Source organism: Sphingomonas sp. SORGH_AS_0950, from assembly GCF_030818415.1.
Taxonomy (GTDB): Bacteria; Pseudomonadota; Alphaproteobacteria; order Sphingomonadales; family Sphingomonadaceae; genus Sphingomonas.
The window spans coordinates 1,919,120-1,939,402 of record NZ_JAUTAE010000001.1; the positions used below are offsets into that span (position 1 = coordinate 1,919,120).

Genomic DNA, 20,283 nt, shown 5'->3' on the forward strand with positions numbered 1-20,283 from the left:
GTCCCTTATCGCGAACCGGCGGCTCTTGCATCCGCCTTTTTCGTGCGCAGCGTCGCGGAGGCCGCCGCGGGGTCATCGGGCCAGGGATGGCGGGGGTAGCGGCCGCGCATTTCCTTGGCCACCGCGCTCCAGCTTCCCGCCCAGAAACCGGGCAGGTCGCGCGTCGTCTGGATCGGGCGACCGGCGGGCGAGGTCAGGCTGAGGACCAGCGGCACCCGCTCGGTGCCGATCACCGGATGCTCGGCCAAGCCGAACAGCGCCTGGACGCGCAGCTCCACCCTGGGCCCGCCTTCCGCTGCAAAATCAATCGCATGGCTGCTGCCAGCCGGGCTGGTGAACTGGGCGGGCGCCATCGAATCGATTCGCCGCTGGTCGTTCCAGTCGATCAGGTTGCGGATCGCCTCGGTCAGCGCGCCGGGGGCGACCGCATCCAGCCGCCTCTTGCCCGCCACCAGCGCGGGCAGCCAGTCGTCCAGCCGCGCGATCAGCGTCGCATCGTCCAGCGCCACCCCGGCATAGGCTGCGCGCGCCCGGTACGCCCCCGCCCCGTCGCTCCACGGCAACAGCGACAGGCCGTGCGTCCGCACCCCCTCGACCAGCGCCTCCGCGATCGCCTCGGGGGAAGCGCCCGAATCGGGTCCGCTCGACAGGCGCAGCCCGCCCAGCCGCCGTTCGCGCAACGCCTCGACGCCGCCGGTCGCGGGGTTGAAGGTGACGGTGCGCCGGGTCTCGATCCGATCGGCGAACAGGGCTTCGACGGTGGCGAGGTCGAGCGGCGCGGCGGACAGGATGCGCGCGCCCGACGCCGCGCCCTGCGTCTCGCCCACCGCCAGCCACTCCGCACCGGCCAGCGCCGATGCCGGATCGAGCCGGAAGCCCCGCCCGCCGACGCTCGCCCAATTCTCGCCGGTCGAGTCGCGCCGCCGCGCGACCCGGTCGGGATAGGCCAGCGCCAGGCAGACGCCCGCCGGATGGTCCCACGCCTCGCGCTCAACCGGGCTGGGGGCCAGGCTGGTCCAGCGTTTCGCCATCTGGCGCGCCGCCTCCGCCTTGGGGCCGCGCTCGGTCCGCCAGCGGCGCAGGCGTTGTTCGACATCGACATCCTGCCCGCCAATGCCCCGCTCGCCCAGCAGCACCGCGACCTCGGCGGCGACGGAGGCCAGCCCGCGCTCGCCGCTGCGGATCAGCATATGCGCCAGGCGCGGCGGCATCGGCAGCGCGGCGATCGCCTTGCCATGCGCGGTCGGGCGGCCGGTATCGTCCAGCGCCTCCAGCACAGTCAGCCGCGCGCGCGCCTCGGCGACGGCGGCCTCGGGCGGCGGGTCGAGCCAGGGGAGCGCGCGCGGGTCGCCCACCCCCCAGAGCGCGGTGCCGAGCAGCAGCGCCGACAAGTCCGCCTCCAGGATTTCGGGCGGGTCGAAACGCGGCAGGCCTGCCGTGGCGGCCTCTTCCCACAGGCGATAGGCGACGCCGGGCGACTGGCGCGCGGCGCGGCCCGCGCGCTGGGTGACGGCGGCCTGGCTGGCACGCTCGGTGACCAGCCGGGTCATCCCCGCCGCGCGGTCATAGCGCGGGCGGCGTGCCAGCCCCGAATCGACCACGATCCGCACCCCGTCGAGCGTCAGGCTGGTCTCGGCGATCGAGGTGGCAAGGACGATGCGCCGCCGCCCCTCCGGATCGCGCCGGATCGCCGCGCGCTGCGCCGCCGGGTCGAGCGAGCCGTGGAGTTCATGGACCGCGATTCCGGCGGGCAGGCTCGCCAGTCGCTCGGCGGTGCGCGCGATCTCGGCGGTGCCGGGCAGGAAGGCCAGGATGTCGCCCTCCGCCTCATCGGCCAGCGCGCGGCGGATGGCGGCGGCGACCGAATCCTCGATCCGCGCCTCCGCCGCACGGCCGAGATGGCGGAGCGTCAGCGGATGGCTGCGCCCCTCACTCTCGATGACGGGGGCATCGCCCATCAGGCTGGAAAAGCGGCGGCCATCGAGCGTCGCCGACATCGCGACCAGCCGCAGGTCGGGACGCAGGCCCGCTTGCGCATCCAGCGCCAGCGCGAGGCCGAAATCGCCGTCGAGGCTGCGTTCATGCACCTCGTCGAACAGCACCGCCGATACGCCCGCCAGCTCGGGATCGGCCTGGATGCGCGCGACGAAGATGCCCTCGGTCACCACGGTCACGCGGGTCGCGGCGCTGACCCTAGTATCCATGCGGGTGGCATAGCCGAAGGTGCGGCCGACCGGCTCCCCGGCCAGCGCGGCCATGCGTTCGGCGGCGGCGCGGGCGGCAAGGCGGCGGGGGGAGAGGAGCAGGACCTCCCCGGTGCACCAGGGCTGGTCGAGGAGAGCGGGCGCGACGGCGGTGGTCTTGCCCGCGCCCGGCGGCGCGACAAGGACGGCGTTGGGAGCGGCCGCGAGCGCGGTCAACAGGTCGGGCAGGACGGCGGTGACGGGTAAGGTCATCGGCTCGCGATACGGGGTTTGGCGGGCGGGGTGAAGGACTTCGCCCCAATTCCCCTTCCCCCGTTCAGGCTGAGCGAAGTCGAAGCCCATGCCTGGGCATTTGCCCAGCGGACAGGCTTTCCCTTGGCCTTCGACTACGCTCAGGCTGAACGGAGGTGGGGTGCATTGTCAGCAAGGCCGTTCCCCGGCGAAGGCCGGGGCCCAGGGTCGACCAAGCCGGAGGCGCGCCACGCAACGCGGGGAAGGCAAACCGCCCAGCGCCCTCGCAAATTCACCGCGACTGGGCCCCGGCCTTCGCCGGGGTAAAAGGGATTCAATACGCTCGTGCGACCGCGAACTCGACCGCTTCGATCATCGCGCTCTTCGCGGGGCTATCGGCAAATCCCTTGATCGCCTCGATCGCCAGCCCGCCATAATGGCGCGCGCGCGCCATCGTGTCGTCCACCGCACGGCTCTTGCGGACCAGTGCGATGGCATGGGCGAAGTCCTCGTCCGAGGTGCGCCGCCCCTCGACCGCGTCCTTCCAGAACTGGCGCTCCTCGTCATTGGCGCGGGCATAGGCCAGGATCACCGGCAGGGTCATCTTGCCCTCGCGGAAATCGTCGCCCGCATCCTTGCCCATGGTTCCGGCGTCGGAGACATAGTCGATCGCATCGTCGATCAGCTGGAACGCGATGCCCAGGTTGCGGCCATAGGCTTCCAGCGCCAGCTCCTCCGCCTCGGGCCGCTCGGCGACGACCGCCGCGATGCGGCAGGCGGCGGCGAACAGCGCGGCGGTCTTGGCGTCGATGATCGAGAGGTAACGCTCTTCGGGCAGGCCCACCTGCCGCACCGCGGTCAGCTGGTTCACCTCGCCCTCGGCGATCACCGCCGAGGCGCCCGACAGGATGTTCAGCACCTTCAGGCTGCCCGCATCGACCATCAGCTGGAAGGAGCGGCTGAACAGGAAGTCGCCCACCAGCACGCTCGCCGGATTGCCCCAGATGATGTTGGCCGTCCGCCGCCCGCGCCGCAGGTCGGAGCCGTCGACCACGTCGTCGTGCAGCAGCGTCGCGGTGTGGATGAACTCCACCGCCGCGGCCAGCACATGGTGGCTGGTCCCCTGATAGCCGAGCAGCTGCGCGCTCGCGAGCGTCAGCATCGGGCGCATCCGCTTGCCCCCGCCCGCGATCAGATGACCGGCCAGTTGCGGGATCAGCGGAATCTCCGACCGCATCCGGTCGATGATCACCTGATTGACCTGATTCATGTCGTCGGCCACCAGCCGGATCATCGTGTCCAGCGAGGGCGCGGGCTTGGCGAGGCGGGTGGCGGTTACGGTCATGGGCAGGTAAGAGCCTCTGGCGACAACGCTTGCCGAACGCAAGCCTAAGCGCGAAAGGACGCGCGCGAAATTGCGCGAGCCCACGCGCCAGAGGGAGACACGTCCACCATGTCCGACACCGTGCTGACCGGCTATCGCCAGTCGATCGACAATATCGATGCCGCGCTCGTCTTCATGCTGGCCGAACGGTTCAAGGTGACGCAGGCGGTTGGCGAATATAAGGCTAAGAACGGCCTGCCCCCCGCCGATCCGGGTCGCGAGGAAGCGCAGATCGCCCGGCTTCGGCAACTGGCGATCGATGCGCAGCTGGACCCCGAATTTTCCGAGAAATTCCTGCGCTTCATCATCGACGAGGTGATCCGCCACCACGAACGCCTGCGCGGCTGAGATGGCCTTTCTCCTGGCGATCGAAGGAGCCGATGGCGCCGGCAAGGCGACCGCGACGGCCGCCGTCACCAAGCGGCTGAACGCGGCGGGCCTGTCGGCGGCGGCGCTGTCCTTTCCGCGTTACGGCGACACGATCGGCGGCTGGGCGCTGGGCGAATATCTGGCAGGGCGCCTGCCCCATGCCGCCGCGCCCGAGACGGCGGCGACGCTCTATGCGCTCGACCGATTCGAATCGCGCCCGCACCTGATCGCGCTGGCCGAGCGCCACGACGTCATCGTCTTCGACCGCTATATCGCGTCCAACATGGCCTATCAGGCGGCGCAGGTGCCCCCCGAACAGGCCGAGGCGCTGCTGCAATGGATCGAACGGCTGGAGACGGTGCAGTTCCGCCTGCCCGCGCCGCATCTGTCGGTCTATCTCGACACGCCGCTGACCGTCGCGCGCGACCTGATCGCCCGCAAGCGCAAGCGCAGCTATACCGACGAGACCTATGATGCCTATGAGGCCGATCTGGGGCTCCAGGCGCGGGTCCGGGCCAACTATGCCGCGATGGCGGACGGCGCGATGCTGGGCGAATGGGCGACGGTGTCGACCGTGGCGCATGGGAATTTGCGCGATCCGGCGGAGATCGCCGACGAGATTGCCGCGCTGGTGACGGGACGGCTGGGGTAATCTTCATTTCGCGCGAGGCCGCGAGGGCGCGAGAAGAAAGAGGAGGGTTCGCGCGGAGGCGCAGAGAACGCGGAGATGTCGTACGCTTTGGGTGACGCAGTCCTTCTTCCTCATATGATCGAAGAAAGGATTGCGCGCGGTCGCACGCGATTGATCTATCTCGGCGCCCTCCGCGCCTCCGCGCGAAATCAAAATCTTTGCGGCTTCGCGTGAACAAAATTTGTGTGCGCTAGCGCCGCTCAATTCGACGCGCGAATCGTCCCTGCCAGCGGTGCGAAGCGGGCGACCTGCTGGCCGACCAACCGCAATTGCCCCTCCACCGAGGCATCGTTGATCCGGCCATCCTCATCGAACCGCGTCTGTTGCGAATTCACCGCCGCCGCAAAGGGCGTCGGCCAGCCGCGCAGCGCATGGACGATCGAGCGCAGCGCCGCGATGGTCGAACCCGTCGCCTGCCAGCCATAGGCGGTCGCGATCAGCCCGACCGGCAGATCGGCCAGATAGGGGCGTTCGTCCTTCGCCGTTTCTTCGAGCAGGTCGAGCGCGTTCTTCACCAGCCCCGAGATGCTGCCATGATAGCCCGGGCTGGCGATGATGATGGCCGAGGCCTGTCGCACCGTCTCGACAAAGACCCGCTCCGCCTCGGTCCGCTCGGCCGCGCGAGGATTGTAGAGCGGCAGGCGCGCCAGATCCTCGCCGCCGAAGACATGGGTGCGGAACCCCTCGTCGGCGGCGGCCGTCATCGCAATGCGAAGCGCACGCTCGGTCGAGGAGACGCTGCCGATCGTGCCGCCGATGCCGACGACGAGCGGGGAGGAGGAAGGACTGACCATGTCCGCCTTTCACCCCGGACCGGGCGGCTGGGCAAGGGGTAAGTTGCGGCAGGCCCGCCGGAGGGTGCGATGACGGGACCGTGCCAAGGTGAAGCGCCGGGCGCGCGCTATGCCGTCAGTCCCACCAGAAGAACCACCAGTTCGACGTCATCAATCCGGCGGCCAGGTTGGACAGCGTGCCCGCCCCCTGCTCGATGATGTCGGGGCAATATTCATACAGTTCGCGCGCCAGCCCCAGCCCCTCCGCCCGGTCCTTCGGCCGGGTCCGGACCCGGATGTTCATCGTATCGCCGTTGAGCCCGACCAGTTCGGCGCCATAGCGCCGATTCCAGTCGTGCAGCGCCGCGACATGATATTCGGACGGCGGACAGGCGTTCCAGTTGCCCCAGCGCAGATAGGCGGGCGCTTCCCACGCGTGCGAGGTCGGCAGCATCATGATGTGCACCCGGTCACGAACCTGGCCGGATGCCCCGTCCTCGATGACGAACAATCCCGGCTCTTCGGGACCGTCCCCGACGTCCCTGGGCCATTCGCCGACCGGGGCCCGCAAATCCTCCCCGCCATTCTCCTTGGACCAACGGTGGAAATCCGCCGAAAAACGAAGGGCGTCGGCCGCCGCGACGATCTGGGCCGGCGTGCGCGGAGCCGGGCGGTTCGCGGGCGCGCCCGACATGGCCGGGTCATCGATCGAGAGCTGTTCGGCGATCCGCTCCAGATCCTCGTCCCCGCCGATCACCACCGGCCAGCCACGCCCGGCGCCTTTGAGCCGCTCCCACTCCGCCAGCGCGTTCCGGCCGGGCACGGTGATCCGCTCATAGGTCAGCGCCGCCATCGTCCGCTGGTGCATCGCCTCATAGCGGGTGCGCTGTTCGGGCGTGAGGTGGGAAAGATCGTCCGTCACCTGTCCACTCCCCATCGGCCGCGTCGCACCGAGAAGCGCGCCCATCGCCAGCCCGCCGATCATCCACCGCCGCGTCGGTTCCATGGCGTGCAGCTTGGCATGTCGATGCGCACGCCCGCAATCGATTCCGGCGGCCCCGGCAAAAATCCCCATCGGCATATTCAGGGCTGGCACGCCCGCCCCCAGGGGGTAGAAGATCGATAAAAAGCATAACAAGAGGACCGGACAGGGCATGACGAAACACCTCCCCTGGATCGCGCTGGCGATCGTCGGAGCGGGCGCCTTGGGCGTCGTGGCGACGGTGCGCGGCGAGCCGATCAACGCGCTGTGGATCGTCGCGGCCGCGGTCTCGGTCTATCTGATCGCCTATCGTTATTATGCGCTGTTCATCGCGCGGGTGATCGGCATCGACCCCAGCCGCCCCACCCCCGCCATTCGTCGCGCCGACGGGCTGGACTATGTCGCGACCGACCGGACGGTGCTGTTCGGCCACCACTTTGCCGCGATCGCGGGCGCGGGGCCGCTGGTCGGGCCGGTGCTGGCGACGCAGATGGGCTATCTGCCGGGCACCTTGTGGATTCTGGCGGGCGTCGTGCTGGCCGGGGCGGTGCAGGATTTTCTGGTCCTGTTCCTGTCGATGCGGCGCGACGGGCGCTCGCTGGGCGAGCTGATCCGCATGGAGATGGGCCCCGTGGCGGGCACCATCGCGCTGTTCGGCGCCTTCATGATCATGGTCATCATCCTGGCCGTGCTGGCGCTGATCGTCGTGCGGGCGCTGGCGGAAAGCCCCTGGGGGCTGTTCACCGTGACGGCGACCGTGCCGCTGGCGATGCTGATGGGCGGCTATACCCGCTGGGTGCGGCCGGGAAAGATCGGCGAGGTGTCGATCATCGGCTTCATCGGCCTGATCCTCGCCATCGTCTATGGCCAGTCGATCGCCGAGTCGGCCGTCCTCGCGCCGCTATTTACCTTCACGCCGGTCCAGCTCTGCTTCCTGCTGATCGGCTATGGCGCAGTCGCCTCGGTGCTGCCGGTGTGGCTGCTGCTCGCACCGCGCGATTACCTCTCGACCTTTCTCAAGATCGGCGCGATCGTGGCGCTGGCGATCGGCATCGTCATCATGGCGCCGCCGCTGAAGATGCCCGCGCTGACCCAATTCATCGACGGCAGCGGGCCGGTCTGGGCGGGGCCGCTCTTCCCCTTCCTGTTCATCACCATTGCCTGCGGCGCGGTGTCGGGCTTTCACGCGCTGATCGCCAGCGGCACCACCCCCAAGCTGATCGCCAGCGAGAGGGACGCACCGTTCATCGGGTACGGCGCGATGCTGATGGAGAGCGCGGTGGCGATCATGGCCTTGGTCGCCGCCTCGATCCTGGATCCGGGCGTCTATTTCGCGATGAACGCGCCTGCCGCCGTACTGGGCACCGACCCGGCCAGCGCCGCCGCCGCCGTGACCGCGATGGGCTTTCCCATCTCGGCCGATACGCTGTCGCAGGTCGCGCGCGACGTCGGCGAGCATACGATCATTTCGCGCGCAGGGGGAGCACCGACGCTGGCGGTGGCGATGGCGGAAATCTTCAGCCACCTGTTCGGCGGACAGGCGATGAAGGCCTTTTGGTATCACTTCGCCATATTGTTCGAGGCGCTGTTCATCCTGACCGCCGTGGATGCAGGGACCCGCGCCGGGCGGTTCATGCTCCAGGACCTGATCGGCCTCGCCGTCCCCAGCTTCCGGGGATCGAGCAAGGTCGCGCCGGGCCTGATCGCGACGGCCTTGTGCGTCGCGGCCTGGGGCTTCTTCCTCTACCAGGGCGTCACCGATCCGCTGGGCGGGGTGAACACGCTGTGGCCGCTGTTCGGCATCTCCAACCAGATGCTGGCCGCCGTCGCGCTAATGCTGGCGACGGTCGTGCTGTTCCGCATGAAGAAGGACCGTTACGCCTGGATCACCGTGGTGCCGACCGTCTGGCTGCTCGCCTGCACGCTGACTGCCGGGTGGTTGAAGATCTTCTCCGCCGACCCGCGCGTCGGTTTCCTGGCGCATGCCGATAAATTCGCCAGCGCCGCCGCGTCGGGCAAGGTGCTGCCCCCCGCCAAGACCATGGCGGAGATGGGGCGGATCGTCTTCAACGACCGGATCGATGCGGGGCTGTGCGCGATCTTCCTGGGCGTGGTGCTGGCGATCCTGGTCTATGCGGTCCGCACCTGCCTGATCGCCCGCCGGATAGACCGGCCGAGCATCAGCGAGATCCCGCCCGAAATGGCGGCGGCCGAATGAGCTGGCTCGCCCGCCTGCGTGAGATCGGCAATGCCATGGTCGGGATGCCGAGCTATGACGCCTATCGGGCGCATATGGCGGCCAGGCATCCCGACCGGGAGCCGATGGACGAGGTGACGTTTTTCCGCGAGCGGCAACAGGCGCGGTACGGTGGCAAGAATGGTGGGCGTTGCTGTTGATTGTTCACGCGAAGGCGCGACGGCGCGAAGAGGAAAGAAGGTTGGTTCGCGCGGAGGCGCGGAGGCGCGGAGAGAAAGAGTGGGGCATTACCCCCCCTCCGTTCAGCCTGAGTGTAGTCGAAGGCCATGGGATGATGCCCGTCACGCGGGCGGAACGCGCCAGCGTTCGTTGAGCCTGCGGCTCGAAGTCCTTAGGCGTCTCCTTCCCTTGGCCTTCGACTACGCTCAGGCCGAACGGAGGTTCGAGAGAGAGGTAACAAGAGCCTGCCGCTCCCCCTCTGCGCCCTCCACGCCTCTGCGCGAACCACAAAAATCTCCGCGTCTCCGCGTCTCCGCGCGAACCAAAAACCTTCGCGCCATCGCGGCTTCGCGTGCCCCCGAAAGCCCCATCCCGCCGCTACCCTTGCCTTTTGACCAAGCCACGGCTACATCGCGTTCCCATCCGAACAGCGCGGACGGACCTTTCGTCGCAGACCCCTTGGGTCAGCGACGGCGGCCCCATGCCTCGCTGACAGTATTTCAACGCAGGTGCGGGAACGGCACGAGTGGCGAAGACGACCCCCATCGAATTCTTCAACCAGGTCAAGACCGAGACCAAGAAGGTCGTCTGGCCGACGCGGCGCGAGACGGTGATGACCGGCGTGATGGTGGTCGTGATGACCACGATCCTGGCCATCTTCTTCCTGGCGGTCGACTCGTTCTTCGAGACGCTGGTCCGCACCCTGCTGTCGCTCGCGAAGTAAAAGGGTTCCCATGGCGCGCTGGTACATCATCCACGCTTATTCCGGTTTCGAGGGCAAGGTCCGCGATTCGATCATGGCCGAGGCGACCCGTCTGGGCCTCGACCATCTCGTCGCGCAGATCGAGGTGCCGACCGAAACCGTGACCGAGGCCCGTCGCGGCAAGAAGATCGCGGTCGAGCGCAAGTTCATGCCCGGTTACGTGCTGGCCAAGCTCGACATGAACGACCAGGTCTATCACCTGGTCAAGAACACGCCGAAGGTGACCGGCTTCCTGGGCGCGATGGGCAAGCCGCAGGCGATCAGCGAAAGCGAAGCCACGCGGATGCTGAACTCCAAGGAAGAGGCCGCCGCCCCGAAGCACAAGGTCAAGGTCGATTACGAGATCGGCGACGCGGTCAAGGTGCTGGAAGGCCCCTTCGCCAGCTTCAACGGCGTGGTCGAGGAACTGGATTTCGACAAGTCCAAGGTCAAGGTGTCGGTGTCGATCTTCGGTCGCGCGACCCCGGTGGAACTGGATTTCGAGCAGGTCGAACGCTCGAAATAAGTTCGGATCGTCCGACGAAAAGGGCCGGGGCGGCGACGCCACCGGCCCTTTTCGTATCCAGACCCGCTCCCAAACCGCCGTTCAGGCTGAGCGCAGCCGAAGCCCACGCCCTGCCCTTTCGGCAGATGGAATCCCGTGCACTTCGACTTCGCTCAGTGCGAACGGAGGTGAGGGCGGAGTCGCCTTGCCATTCCCCCTATTTTCGGCTATCGGCCCGCGCTTCCCTAGCATCATGCGACGGAACCCTTGCGGGAGGGTGCGCTGGCCTATGCCTTGCGTGCCCGTCACGACCGCTAGACTCGAAAAGAGAGTGACATGGCAAAGAAGATTACCGGCTATATCAAGCTGCAGGTCCCTGCAGGCGCCGCCAACCCCTCGCCGCCGATCGGCCCGGCGCTGGGTCAGCGCGGTGTGAACATCATGGAATTCTGCAAGGCGTTCAACGCGCAGACCGGCGAAGTCGAGAAGGGCACGCCTCTGCCCACCGTCATCACCGTCTATGCCGACCGTTCGTTCTCGTTCGAGACGAAGACCGCGCCTGCGACCTACCTCATCAAGAAGGCGGCCAACCTGAAGTCGGGCTCGAAGGAGCCGGGCAAGGTGTCGGCGGGCAAGATCGCGCGCTCGAAGCTCGAGGAAATCGCCCAGGTCAAGATGAAGGACCTGAACGCCAACGATATCGAGGCCGCGACCAAGATCATCGAAGGCTCCGCCCGCGCGATGGGCCTCGAAGTGGTGGAGGGCTAAGATCATGGCGAAGCTGACCAAGAAGCAGAAGGCCGTCCAGATCGACTCCGAGAAGCTGCACGGCATCGACGAAGCGATCACGCTGGCGCGCACCAACGCGACCTCGAAGTTCGACGAAACGATCGAAGTCGCCGTCAACCTGGGCGTTGACCCGCGTCACGCCGACCAGATGGTGCGCGGCGTCGTCACCCTGCCCAAGGGCACCGGCAAGACCGTTCGCGTCGGCGTGTTCGCCAAGGGCGCGAAGGCCGACGAAGCACGCGCCGCTGGCGCCGACGTCGTGGGCGCCGAGGACCTGATGGAAACCATCCAGGGCGGCACCATCGACTTCGACCGCTGCATCGCGACCCCGGACATGATGGGCGTCGTCGGTCGCCTCGGCAAGGTGCTGGGCCCCAAGGGCCTGATGCCGAACCCGAAGCTGGGCACCGTGACCATGAACGTCGCCGAAGCCGTCAAGGCGGCCAAGGGCGGCCAAGTCGAATACCGCGTCGAAAAGGCCGGCATCATCCACTCGGGCATCGGCAAGGCGTCGTTCCCGGCGGAGGATCTGCGCGCGAACTTCGACGCGCTGGTCGACGCTCTCATCAAGGCCAAGCCGTCGGGCGCGAAGGGCAAGTATGTCCGCAAGATCGCCGTCTCGTCGACGATGGGCCGCGGCATCAAGGTGAACGTCTCGGAAGTTCCGGGCGCGTAATCCTCGCCGCAGCCGTCAGGCTGACAGATCAGGGGGTCGGGACTTCGGTTCCGGCCCCCTTTTCGTTATGCGCCTCTTGCCCGGCTTGCAGCGGGCGGTCAGGCCGCATAGGCTTGGCCATGGCAAAAAAGCCCGACAATGGCCGCTTGTACGAGCGGATCGCGCGCGAGATCGGCGCGCAAATCACGGCCGGCGACTATGCGGTGGGCCAGCGCCTGCCGTCCGAGCGCGACCTGGCGCAGGCGCATGCGGTGTCCCGCCCCACGGTGCGCGAGGCGATCATCGCGCTCGAACTCGACGGTCTGGTCGAGGTGCGGATGGGATCGGGCGTCTATGTGACGGCCGCCACCCCGCATGGCGGCGAACCGGGCCAGACCGATATCGGCCCCTTCGAGCTGCTGGAGGCGCGCCGCACGATCGAGAGCGAGGTCTGCGCGCTGGCGGCCACCCGCATCGACGATGCGACGCTGGCCGAATTGCGCACGCTGACCGACGCGCTGCACGACCCCGATCTGGAGCGCGCCGAGCTGGCCGACCGGCGGTTCCACGAAACGATCGCGCGCGCGACGCAGAACAGCGCGATGGTCGCGATGGTCGAGCTGCTGTGGAACGCCCGCGAACGCTCGCCGCAATATCGGCTGCTTAGCGACAAGGCGCATGGCGCGGGCGTCGTCCCCCGGCTGGAGGACCATGTCGCGATCCTCGACGCGCTGATCGCGCGCGATGCAGACGCCGCGCGGGCGGCGATGCGCCAGCATCTGACCAATGTGCTCGATGCGATCCTGGCCGCGACCGAAGTGCACGAAATGGAACAGGCCCGCGCCCGCATCGCCGCGCATCGGGAGCGCTACGCGGTCTGATTCCTGATCGTCGCCCCAGCGCAGGCTGGGGCCTTTGGCGCGGGAAGGGAATCCTCCGCCAGAGATCCCAGCCTGCGCTGGGATGACGATGGGGATGGCCGCCATTTGGCACGCTCCACCCCCGACCAGGGCCGACCAGCCCGAAGGCGTCAGCCCGGCATGTCGGCATCGCGCGGCGGGATCGCGCCGGGCCGCATCACCGTCCATCCCGCCAGCCGGTGCCCGCACAGCGCCGCCTCGGCCGGGGCCAGCCCGTCGAGCCGCGCGGCCAGATACCCGGCATTGAACGCATCGCCCGCGCCGCTGGTATCGCGCGGCGACAGCCGTTCGGGCGGCGGCACCAGCCCGCTCGCCAGCAGGCACCCCTCGGCCCCCAGCTTGACCACGACCTCGCGCGCGCCCAGCCCCTGCCAGCGCGCCTGCACCCCCTCGGCCGAGCGCGTGCCCTCCAGCATCGTCTCGTCCTCCAGCGTCGGCAGGCCGATGTCGCACACCGCGACCGCGCGGCGGCACGCGGCTTGCGCGGTCGGCTGGTCGGGGAACAGCCGGGGGCGGTAATTGCCGTCGAACGCCACCCGGCCACCCCGCGCGCGCACCCGCTCGGCCAGCGCGATCAGCCGATCCTGCCCCTCGGGCTCGAGGATCGCCATGGTGATGAGCGAAAAGAGCAGCAGATCCGCCCCTTCCACCTCGGCCAGCACCGCGTCGCTGCCGGGCAGCGACAAGGTGCGGCGCGCCGCGCTCTGCCCGCGCCAATAGGCAAAGCTGCGCTCGCCCGCCGCGTCGGTGGTGATCGCATACAGGCCCGGCATCCGCGTCGGATCGCTCTGGATCAGCGAGGTGTCGATCCCCTCGCCCGCCCAGTCGTGGCGCAGCGTCGCGCTGAACGGATCCTCGCCCAGCGCGGTGACGTACCGCACGTCGCGCCCCATGCGCGCCAGATGGATCGCGGTGTTCAGCGTGTCGCCGCCATGGCCCAGCCGCCAGTCCTGCGCACCGGCGCGCGACAGCTCGATCATTCCTTCCCCGACCACGACGATCCGCATGAAGCTTCCTCTCCTCTTTTATGCCCTACCGGTCTTGAAAGACTGGCAAGGCCAATTCTACAAAACTGGTCTATCAGAATCATTGCTGCTACCGCATCACCCAAAGCAGCTTGATGTCCGCTGGAGAGGATGGCGACATGTTCATGACCCAGACAATGCGGTGGTTCGGCCCGGCCGACCCCGTGCCCTTGTCCCATATCCGCCAGGCGGGCGCCACCGAAGTGGTAACCGCGCTGCACGAAATCCCCAATGGAGAGGTCTGGCCGCGCGCCGCCATCGCCGAGCGGCGGCACATGATCGAGGCGGCCGGGCTGGGCTGGACCGTGGTCGAGAGCCTGCCGGTCCACGACGCGATCAAGCGCGGCGAGATGACCGATGCGCTGATCCAGGCTTATGGCGACAGCCTGCGCCATCTGGCGGCGGAGGGGGTGCGCACCGTCACCTATAATTTCATGCCGCTGCTCGACTGGACGCGGACCGATCTCGACTGGCGGTTGCCCGACGGCGCGACCGCCTTGCGCTTCGAATGGGCGGCGGTGGCGGCCTATGACATCCATATACTGCGCCGACCGGGGGCAGAGGCCGATTATTCGCCCCAGGTCCGCGCCGCCGCCGCCGCGCGGTTCGAGGGCATGAGCGCCGAGGAGCGCCACCGGCTCGAGCGCACGATCATTGCCGGATTGCCGGGCAGCGAGGAGAGCTTCGACTCGCCCGCCTTCCTGCGCGCGATCGACAGCTATGCCGGGATCGACGCCGAACAGCTGCGTGCCAATCATGTCGCCTTTCTACGCGCGGTCTGCCCGATCGCCGAGGAGGTCGGCATCACCCTGGTCGTCCATCCCGACGATCCCCCCTTCCCCATTTTCGGCCTGCCGCGCGTGGTCAGCACCGCAGACGATCTTGCCCGGCTGTTTGCCGCCGTCCCCTCCCTCGCCAACGGGCTGTGCTTCTGCACGGGGTCGTTCGGCGCGCGGCCCGACAACGACCTGCCCGCCATGGTCCGCCGCTTTGGCGAGCGGATCGACTTTCTCCATCTGCGCGCGGTCGCCTGGGAAGCGGGCGAGCGCAATTTCCACGAGGCCGAGCATCTGGGCGGCGATGCGCGCATGATCGAAGTCGTCCGCGCAGTGGTCGAGCTGTCGCACGACCAGGGCCGTGCCATCGCGATGCGCCCCGATCACGGCCACCGCATGATGGACGACCTTCATCGCCAGGCCAATCCGGGCTATTCGCTGCTGGGCCGGATGCGCGGACTGGCGGAGCTGCGCGGGGCGGAGAGAGGAATTGCCGCGATGCTGGGCCTGACCCGAGACTCCGTGCAGGAGATGGCGGCATGACCCGCCCGCTGAATCTTCATCCCGACCGGCTGTTCCCCGCCGACCCGACCATTCGCGGCATCGCGCGCACCCTGTACGCCGAGGTCGCCGACCTGCCGATCGTCAGCCCGCATGGTCATACCGATCCGCGCTGGTTCGCGACCGATGCACCCTGGCGCGATGCGACCGAGCTGTTGCTGGCGCCCGATCACTATATCTTCCGGATGCTCTACAGCCAGGGGATCGCGCTCGACGATCTGGCCATCCCCAGCAAGGCGGGTCGCCCCGCCACCGATCCGCGCGCGGCCTGGGCGCTGTTCGCCAGCCATTACCATCTGTTCCGCGGCACGCCGTCGCGCATGTGGCTCGACCATGTCTTTGCCGAGGTGTTCGGCATGCCGGTCGCGCTGGAGGCGGCAACGGCCGACCTGTATTTCGACACGATCGGCGAGACGCTGGCGACCGAGGCCTTCCGCCCGCGCGCGCTGTTCGAGCGGTTCCGGATCGACTGCCTCGCCACCACCGAAGGAGCCGACGATGCGCTCCCGCATCACCGCGCGATCCGCGAATCGGGGTGGCAGGGGCGGGTCATCACCACCTATCGCCCTGACAGCGTGATCGATGTCGAGCATGAGCAGTTCGCGGGCGCGATGCAGCGTTTCGCCGAGCTGACCGGCGAGGACGTGCATAGCTGGTCGGGCTATCTCGCCGCCCATGCCAAGCGCCGCGCGGCGTTCCGCGATATGGGCGCGACCGCGACCGATCATGGCCATCCCACTGCCGCGACCGCCAACCTGTCGAGAGCGGAGTGCGAGGCACTGTTCGCACGGATCGTCGGCGGCACCTGGACCCCGGCCGATGCCGAGCTGTTCCGTGCGCAGATGCTGACCGAGATGGCGAAGATGAGCGTCGCCGACGGCATGGTGATGCAGATCCATCCCGGATCGTTCCGCAACCACAATGCCGCGCTGTTCGCCAGCCATGGTCGCGACAAGGGCGCCGACCTGCCGATGCGCACTGATTATGTCCATGCGCTCAAGCCCATGCTCGACGTGGTCGGCAACGAACGCGACCTGACCATCATCCTCTTCACGCTGGACGAAAGCGTCTATGCGCGCGAGCTGGCGCCGCTGGCGGGCCATTATCCCTGCCTGAAGCTGGGCCCCGCCTGGTGGTTCCACGACAGCCCCGAGGGGATGCGCCGGTTCCGCGAGATGACGACCGAGACGGCGGGCTTCTACAACACGGTCGGGTTCAACGACGACACCCGCGCCTTCCTGTCGATCCCGGCGCGGCACGACGTCGCGCGGCGCGTCGATTGCGGCTTCCTGGCGCGGCTGGTCGCCGAGCACCGGCTGGAAGAGGATGAAGCGGTGGAACTGGCCCATGCGCTGACCAGCGGTCTCGTGCGATCGGCGTACCGGCTGTGAGCACGCCCCGGTTGAATGCCACGCAGGTCGCGGCCTTGCCCCAGGCGGTCGCGCGCCCCGGCTATGACCGCGATGCGCAGAGGATCGGCATCGTCCATCTGGGCCTGGGCGCGTTCCACCGGGCGCATCAGGCGGTCTATACCGACGATGCCATGGCGGCGGGGGATCGCGACTGGGCGATCGCCAGCGCCTCGCTGCGCTCCTCGGGGGTATGCGATGCGCTCGCCCCGCAGGACGGGCTCTATACCGTCACCGATCGCTCGGCGGAGGGCGAGGCCGTCCGCCTGATCGGCGCGGTGCGGGAGGTCAGCGCGGTCGCGAAGGCGCCCACCCGGCTGGCCGCGCTGCTCGCCGCCGCCGATACGCGGGTGGTGACGCTGACCGTAACCGAAAAGGGCTATTGGCGGCGGCCCGGCGGCGGCACCGACCTGTCGGGCATCGCGGCGGACGGCAACAGCATCTATCACCATCTGGCCCGCGCGGTGACGGCGCGGCGCGCTGCGGGGCTGGGGCCGCTGACGCTGGTCAGTTGCGACAATCTGCCCGACAATGGCCGGGTGCTGCATGGCGGCGTGGCGGCCTTTCTCGATCATCAGGGACTGGCGGCCGAGCGCGACTGGTTCGAGCGCGAATGGCGCGCGCCCAACACCATGGTCGACCGCATCGTCCCCGCCGTGACCGATACCGATCTCGACCGGGTCGAGGCGATGCTGGGCCTGCGCGACGCGGCGGCCGTCGTCACCGAACCCTATCGCCAATGGGTGATCGAGGATGATTTCGCCGCCGACCGACCGCGCTGGGATGCGGGTGGTGCAACCTTCGTCGCAGATGTCGCGCCCTATGAAACCGCCAAGCTGCGTATGCTCAACGGCGCGCATTCGGCGCTGGCCTATCTCGGGCTGGAGCGGGGGCATGACTATGTCCATCAGGCGATCGCCGATCCCGTCATCCGCCCGCTGGTCGAGACGCTGATGCGGGCCGAGGCGGCGACCGGCTTCACCCCGGCCCGGGGGCAGGATCTGGACGCCTATGCCGATGCGCTGCTGGCGCGCTTCGCCAATCCGTCGCTGGCGCATCGCCTGTCGCAGATCGCGAGCGACGGGTCGCAAAAGGTCGGGCCGCGCTGGCTCGGCTCGCTGGCGGATCATGCGCCGCGGGGCACCGACATGCCCGCGACGCTGGCCGCGCTGGGCGCCTGGCTGCGCTTCATCCGGCGCGAGCATCCCGCCTCCCCCGATCCGCGCTCGGCCGAACTGGCGGCACTGTGGCAAAGCGCGGGCGAGGCGGGGCTGATCGACGCGCTGTTCGGCGAGCACGGCCTGCTGGCGAGCGACTGGCATCCGTCTGCGTCGCAGCGGGCGGTGCTGGCGCGTCACATCGGCGCGACCGCGCTGAGCGGGGACACGCCGTTTTCATCGAACGCCTCGACCGCGACATAATAAGGCTGGCCGCTGGTCAGCGCGCGCAAGGGGAGCGTGGCGGCCTCACCGCCCGCGACCCGGTCCGCGAACAGCTGATAGCTCAGATACAGCCGGTCGGGCCGGATGCCCCAGCGGACATTATAGCCGACCGCGCCCGGCACCCGCCGCCAGCGGATCGTTGCATCGCGGCTGTCCGCCTCGCGCCTGGCCTCGACCAGCACGGGCGCGGCGGGCACGGGCCCGTCGGCGCGGCCGAATACCCTCAGGTCGCTGATCGCCAGATGCGCGCCGCCGATATGGCCGTGGACATAGCGGACATAGCGGGTCCGCACGGCCGCGGGGAGCGCGAAATAGGCGTTGGGCCGGTCGCGGCGCGGCGCCTCGGTCCGGGCGAGCGGGTGCCAATGGCGGCCATCGCGCGAATGCTCCAGCCGGAATTCGGTATAGATGTCCGGCGCATCGCCGAAGCGCCCCGCCTGGTAATCGGCGAAATTGACCTGCACCGCGCGCACCGTCTTCACCGCGCCCAGATCGACGGTCAGCGTCGCGCCCGCCGCCTTGCTGGGCGACAGCCAGAAGCTGCGGGGATTCTCATCGGTCGCGTCGCTTGCCGGGTGCCCGGCCACCGCCCCGCTCGCCACCACGGGCTTGCGATAGGACAGCAGCATCCATCCGGTGAACAACGCCTCGGGATCGGTAACGCGGCCGCGCGGCACATAATGCGGGAAATCGCCGAAACGGGTCGAGACATGCATCTGGCCATCAGCCTCGAACGCAGCGGGCCATAGCCCGATGCGCCGCTCGAACGTCCAGTTATAGCCGATCCACGGCGTGCCGGTGTTCCACCAATTGCCATGCGCGTCCTGGAAGCTGTTGCCATGCCCCGCCCCCTGGACGAAGCCGCCGGGCTTGTACCCGACCGGGTTGTAGGGCGCATAGGTGAACGGCCCCATCGGCGACGTCCCGACATAGGTGCCGGTCGCATAGCTGTTATACTCGGTCCCCGGCGCGCCATATTGCAGATAATATCGCCCGCCCGTCCGGGTCATCCACGCGCCTTCCATATAGGGGGTGATCGGCGTGCCGTCGGGCAGCGTCCCGCTATGGTCCTGGCCGAACCGCTCCCAGCCATGATGCGCGGGGTCGAGCCTGATGAAGGCGCGACGCGGCGTGCCATAGACCATCTTCCCATCGGCGAAGCGCACCGGCGCGCCATAGATCGGAAAGACGTTGGACGAGTTCCAATAAAGATACCAACGCCTGTCCTCGTCCTGGAAAAGGTCGGGGTCCCAGGGGCCGGGGGGCACCTGCCCCGGCTTGATGCGATCCTCTAACCCCGATCGCACCGCGCCGGGCAGCGGCGGCATGCGACGGACGAAATAGTCGAGCCTGCCGCTCGCCGGATCGCTGGTCGCATAGATCGCGCCCTGGCCGGTCATCGAGGGCATGATGAGCAACCGCTCCCCGTCCGACCGCACGGCGGGCGCGACGATCCCCTCGGCGGGCCAGCGGCTGGGGGTGACGAAGCGCCAGTGGATCAGGTCGGTCGAGTGCCAATAGCCATCGGCCAGCGTCAGGAAGAGATAATAGGCCCCTTTGAACCGCACGATCACCGGATCGGCGCCGGTGCGGTAGGAGACGCCCTCGTTCACCTGCTCAAAATTATACCGGTAATCGATGTCGACCGGGTTGGCATATGTCTGGGCGGGGGACTGGATCGCGGCGGCGAGCCCGAGCGACAGGATCATGGTCGCGCCTGCACGAACATGTTGGCGGTCAGGCGGCCGATACGCGGATCGGCGTTGAGCGGCATGTCGGGCGGGATGATCCCCGAATGGAGCAGGCTGCCCTGATAGATGACGACGCGGTCGACCCTGGCCTCGACCATGCCGATCCGCTCATAGGCGGTATCGCTGCCTGCGATATAGCCGGTCCGTGCCGCCCCGGCGCGACGCGCGGCGGCGAGAAAATCGTCGCGATTGGCCGCGTCCACCCGTTCGATCGCGGTGGCGCGCTGGCGGTAGAAGGCGGTGCCGCTGCCGGGCGTGTCGGACAGATAGTGGAGCACCGCCAGATAGCCCGGATCGATCGAATCGAAATGCGGCATACACTGCGCCGGAGACAGGGCATGGGGCGCGGCGGTGATCATCGAGAAACTGGCCTCGATCCAGTCGAAGCGATCCACCGCGAACGCGCCGCCGATAAAGGGCGCCACCGCTTCGAGCAGCGCGGTGGCATAGCCATGGCCCGCACCATCGGCCGGTGTCAGGACGCGCCGGACACCGGGATAGCCATTGCCCGATGCTGGCGGAAACGGTGCCAGCGCCGCCGCCATGGCAACGATCGCCGGGACATCGCCCATCACGTCGTCGACCACCACGACCGGACTTTGCGACGCGCCGATGCGGAGGAGGCGGGGCGTCATGACGATACCGCCTCCCCGTGCGT

General features: G+C 68.5%; 19 protein-coding genes. 12 read left to right on the top strand and 7 right to left on the bottom strand.

What is annotated here, in order from left to right:
• Nucleotides 1-5: 5 nt before the first annotated feature.
• Entirely contained in the window at nucleotides 6-2,456 is a 2,451-nt protein-coding gene (hrpB, locus tag QE385_RS08370) for an ATP-dependent helicase HrpB (RefSeq protein ID WP_307100843.1), read from the bottom strand.
• A gap of 313 nt (nucleotides 2,457-2,769) precedes the next feature.
• The gene (locus QE385_RS08375) at nucleotides 2,770-3,780 is read right to left on the bottom strand and encodes a polyprenyl synthetase family protein (RefSeq protein WP_307100845.1); all 1,011 of its coding nucleotides are present in this window, start codon (nucleotides 3,778-3,780) and stop codon (nucleotides 2,770-2,772) included.
• A gap of 108 nt (nucleotides 3,781-3,888) precedes the next feature.
• Between QE385_RS08375 and QE385_RS08380 the strand changes: the two genes are divergently transcribed.
• Together QE385_RS08380 and QE385_RS08385 are read left to right on the top strand one after the other, a co-directional pair.
• Complete coding sequence (locus tag QE385_RS08380) at nucleotides 3,889-4,167, top strand: chorismate mutase (protein ID WP_307100847.1); 279 nt, start codon at nucleotides 3,889-3,891, stop codon at nucleotides 4,165-4,167.
• Between the two features lies 1 nt (nucleotide 4,168).
• Nucleotides 4,169-4,840: a thymidylate kinase gene (locus QE385_RS08385; protein WP_307100849.1), complete on the top strand. Its 672-nt coding sequence runs from the start codon at nucleotides 4,169-4,171 to the stop codon at nucleotides 4,838-4,840.
• A 239-nt stretch (nucleotides 4,841-5,079) separates the two neighbouring features.
• On the opposite strand, the gene QE385_RS08390 is transcribed toward QE385_RS08385, so the two are convergent.
• Together QE385_RS08390 and QE385_RS08395 are read right to left on the bottom strand one after the other, a co-directional pair.
• Nucleotides 5,080-5,673 carry an NADPH-dependent FMN reductase gene (locus QE385_RS08390; protein WP_307100851.1) on the bottom strand — a complete coding sequence of 198 codons (594 nt, stop codon included), beginning with the start codon at nucleotides 5,671-5,673 and terminating at the stop codon, nucleotides 5,080-5,082.
• Nucleotides 5,674-5,788: 115 nt separating this feature from the next.
• Entirely contained in the window at nucleotides 5,789-6,748 is a 960-nt protein-coding gene (locus QE385_RS08395) for a DUF4253 domain-containing protein (RefSeq protein ID WP_307100852.1), read from the bottom strand.
• 58 nt (nucleotides 6,749-6,806) lie between these two features.
• On the opposite strand from QE385_RS08395, the gene QE385_RS08400 reads away from it, so the two are divergent.
• The 7 genes from QE385_RS08400 (at nucleotide 6,807) to QE385_RS08430 (ending at nucleotide 12,622) form a co-directional block, all read left to right on the top strand.
• Nucleotides 6,807-8,852, top strand: coding sequence for a carbon starvation CstA family protein (locus tag QE385_RS08400; RefSeq protein ID WP_307100854.1), 2,046 nt, complete (start codon nucleotides 6,807-6,809; stop codon nucleotides 8,850-8,852).
• Entirely contained in the window at nucleotides 8,849-9,031 is a 183-nt protein-coding gene (locus tag QE385_RS08405; RefSeq protein WP_307100855.1) for a YbdD/YjiX family protein, read from the top strand. Before QE385_RS08400 ends, QE385_RS08405 begins: the two co-directional genes overlap by 4 nt.
• Before the next feature lie 545 nt (nucleotides 9,032-9,576).
• On the top strand, nucleotides 9,577-9,774 hold the full coding sequence (secE, locus tag QE385_RS08410) for a preprotein translocase subunit SecE (RefSeq protein ID WP_007407051.1): 198 nt from the start codon (nucleotides 9,577-9,579) through the stop codon (nucleotides 9,772-9,774).
• A gap of 10 nt (nucleotides 9,775-9,784) precedes the next feature.
• On the top strand, nucleotides 9,785-10,318 hold the full coding sequence (nusG, locus tag QE385_RS08415) for a transcription termination/antitermination protein NusG (protein WP_307100858.1): 534 nt from the start codon (nucleotides 9,785-9,787) through the stop codon (nucleotides 10,316-10,318).
• Nucleotides 10,319-10,633: 315 nt separating this feature from the next.
• The gene (gene rplK, locus QE385_RS08420; RefSeq protein WP_307100860.1) at nucleotides 10,634-11,065 is read left to right on the top strand and encodes a 50S ribosomal protein L11; all 432 of its coding nucleotides are present in this window, start codon (nucleotides 10,634-10,636) and stop codon (nucleotides 11,063-11,065) included.
• Between the two features lie 4 nt (nucleotides 11,066-11,069).
• Nucleotides 11,070-11,762, top strand: a complete 693-nt coding sequence (gene rplA, locus QE385_RS08425) for a 50S ribosomal protein L1 (RefSeq protein WP_261268994.1) — start codon at nucleotides 11,070-11,072, stop codon at nucleotides 11,760-11,762.
• Nucleotides 11,763-11,881: 119 nt separating this feature from the next.
• Entirely contained in the window at nucleotides 11,882-12,622 is a 741-nt protein-coding gene (locus QE385_RS08430) for a FadR/GntR family transcriptional regulator (RefSeq protein ID WP_307100862.1), read from the top strand.
• 149 nt (nucleotides 12,623-12,771) lie between these two features.
• On the opposite strand, the gene QE385_RS08435 is transcribed toward QE385_RS08430, so the two are convergent.
• The gene (locus tag QE385_RS08435; protein WP_307100864.1) at nucleotides 12,772-13,668 is read right to left on the bottom strand and encodes a sugar kinase; all 897 of its coding nucleotides are present in this window, start codon (nucleotides 13,666-13,668) and stop codon (nucleotides 12,772-12,774) included.
• 143 nt (nucleotides 13,669-13,811) lie between these two features.
• On the opposite strand from QE385_RS08435, the gene uxuA reads away from it, so the two are divergent.
• Genes uxuA through QE385_RS08450 form a run of 3 tightly spaced genes read left to right on the top strand, consistent with a single transcriptional unit; the run spans nucleotide 13,812 to nucleotide 17,853 of the window.
• A complete protein-coding gene (gene uxuA / locus QE385_RS08440) occupies nucleotides 13,812-15,005 on the top strand; it encodes a mannonate dehydratase (RefSeq protein WP_307100866.1) in 1,194 nt (397 codons plus the stop codon).
• The gene (gene uxaC, locus QE385_RS08445; RefSeq protein WP_307100868.1) at nucleotides 15,002-16,414 is read left to right on the top strand and encodes a glucuronate isomerase; all 1,413 of its coding nucleotides are present in this window, start codon (nucleotides 15,002-15,004) and stop codon (nucleotides 16,412-16,414) included. Before uxuA ends, uxaC begins: the two co-directional genes overlap by 4 nt.
• A complete protein-coding gene (locus tag QE385_RS08450) occupies nucleotides 16,411-17,853 on the top strand; it encodes a mannitol dehydrogenase family protein (protein WP_307100871.1) in 1,443 nt (480 codons plus the stop codon). The genes uxaC and QE385_RS08450 overlap by 4 nt, the downstream gene beginning before the upstream one ends.
• Here QE385_RS08450 and QE385_RS08455 read toward each other — a convergent pair.
• Nucleotides 17,787-19,583 (bottom strand): family 43 glycosylhydrolase, encoded by a 1,797-nt coding sequence (locus QE385_RS08455; RefSeq protein WP_307100873.1) that lies wholly within the window; start codon nucleotides 19,581-19,583, stop codon nucleotides 17,787-17,789. The genes QE385_RS08450 and QE385_RS08455 overlap by 67 nt on opposite strands.
• Complete coding sequence (locus QE385_RS08460) at nucleotides 19,580-20,260, bottom strand: DUF6445 family protein (RefSeq protein WP_307100875.1); 681 nt, start codon at nucleotides 20,258-20,260, stop codon at nucleotides 19,580-19,582. Before QE385_RS08460 ends, QE385_RS08455 begins: the two co-directional genes overlap by 4 nt.
• Nucleotides 20,261-20,283 lie beyond the last annotated feature (23 nt).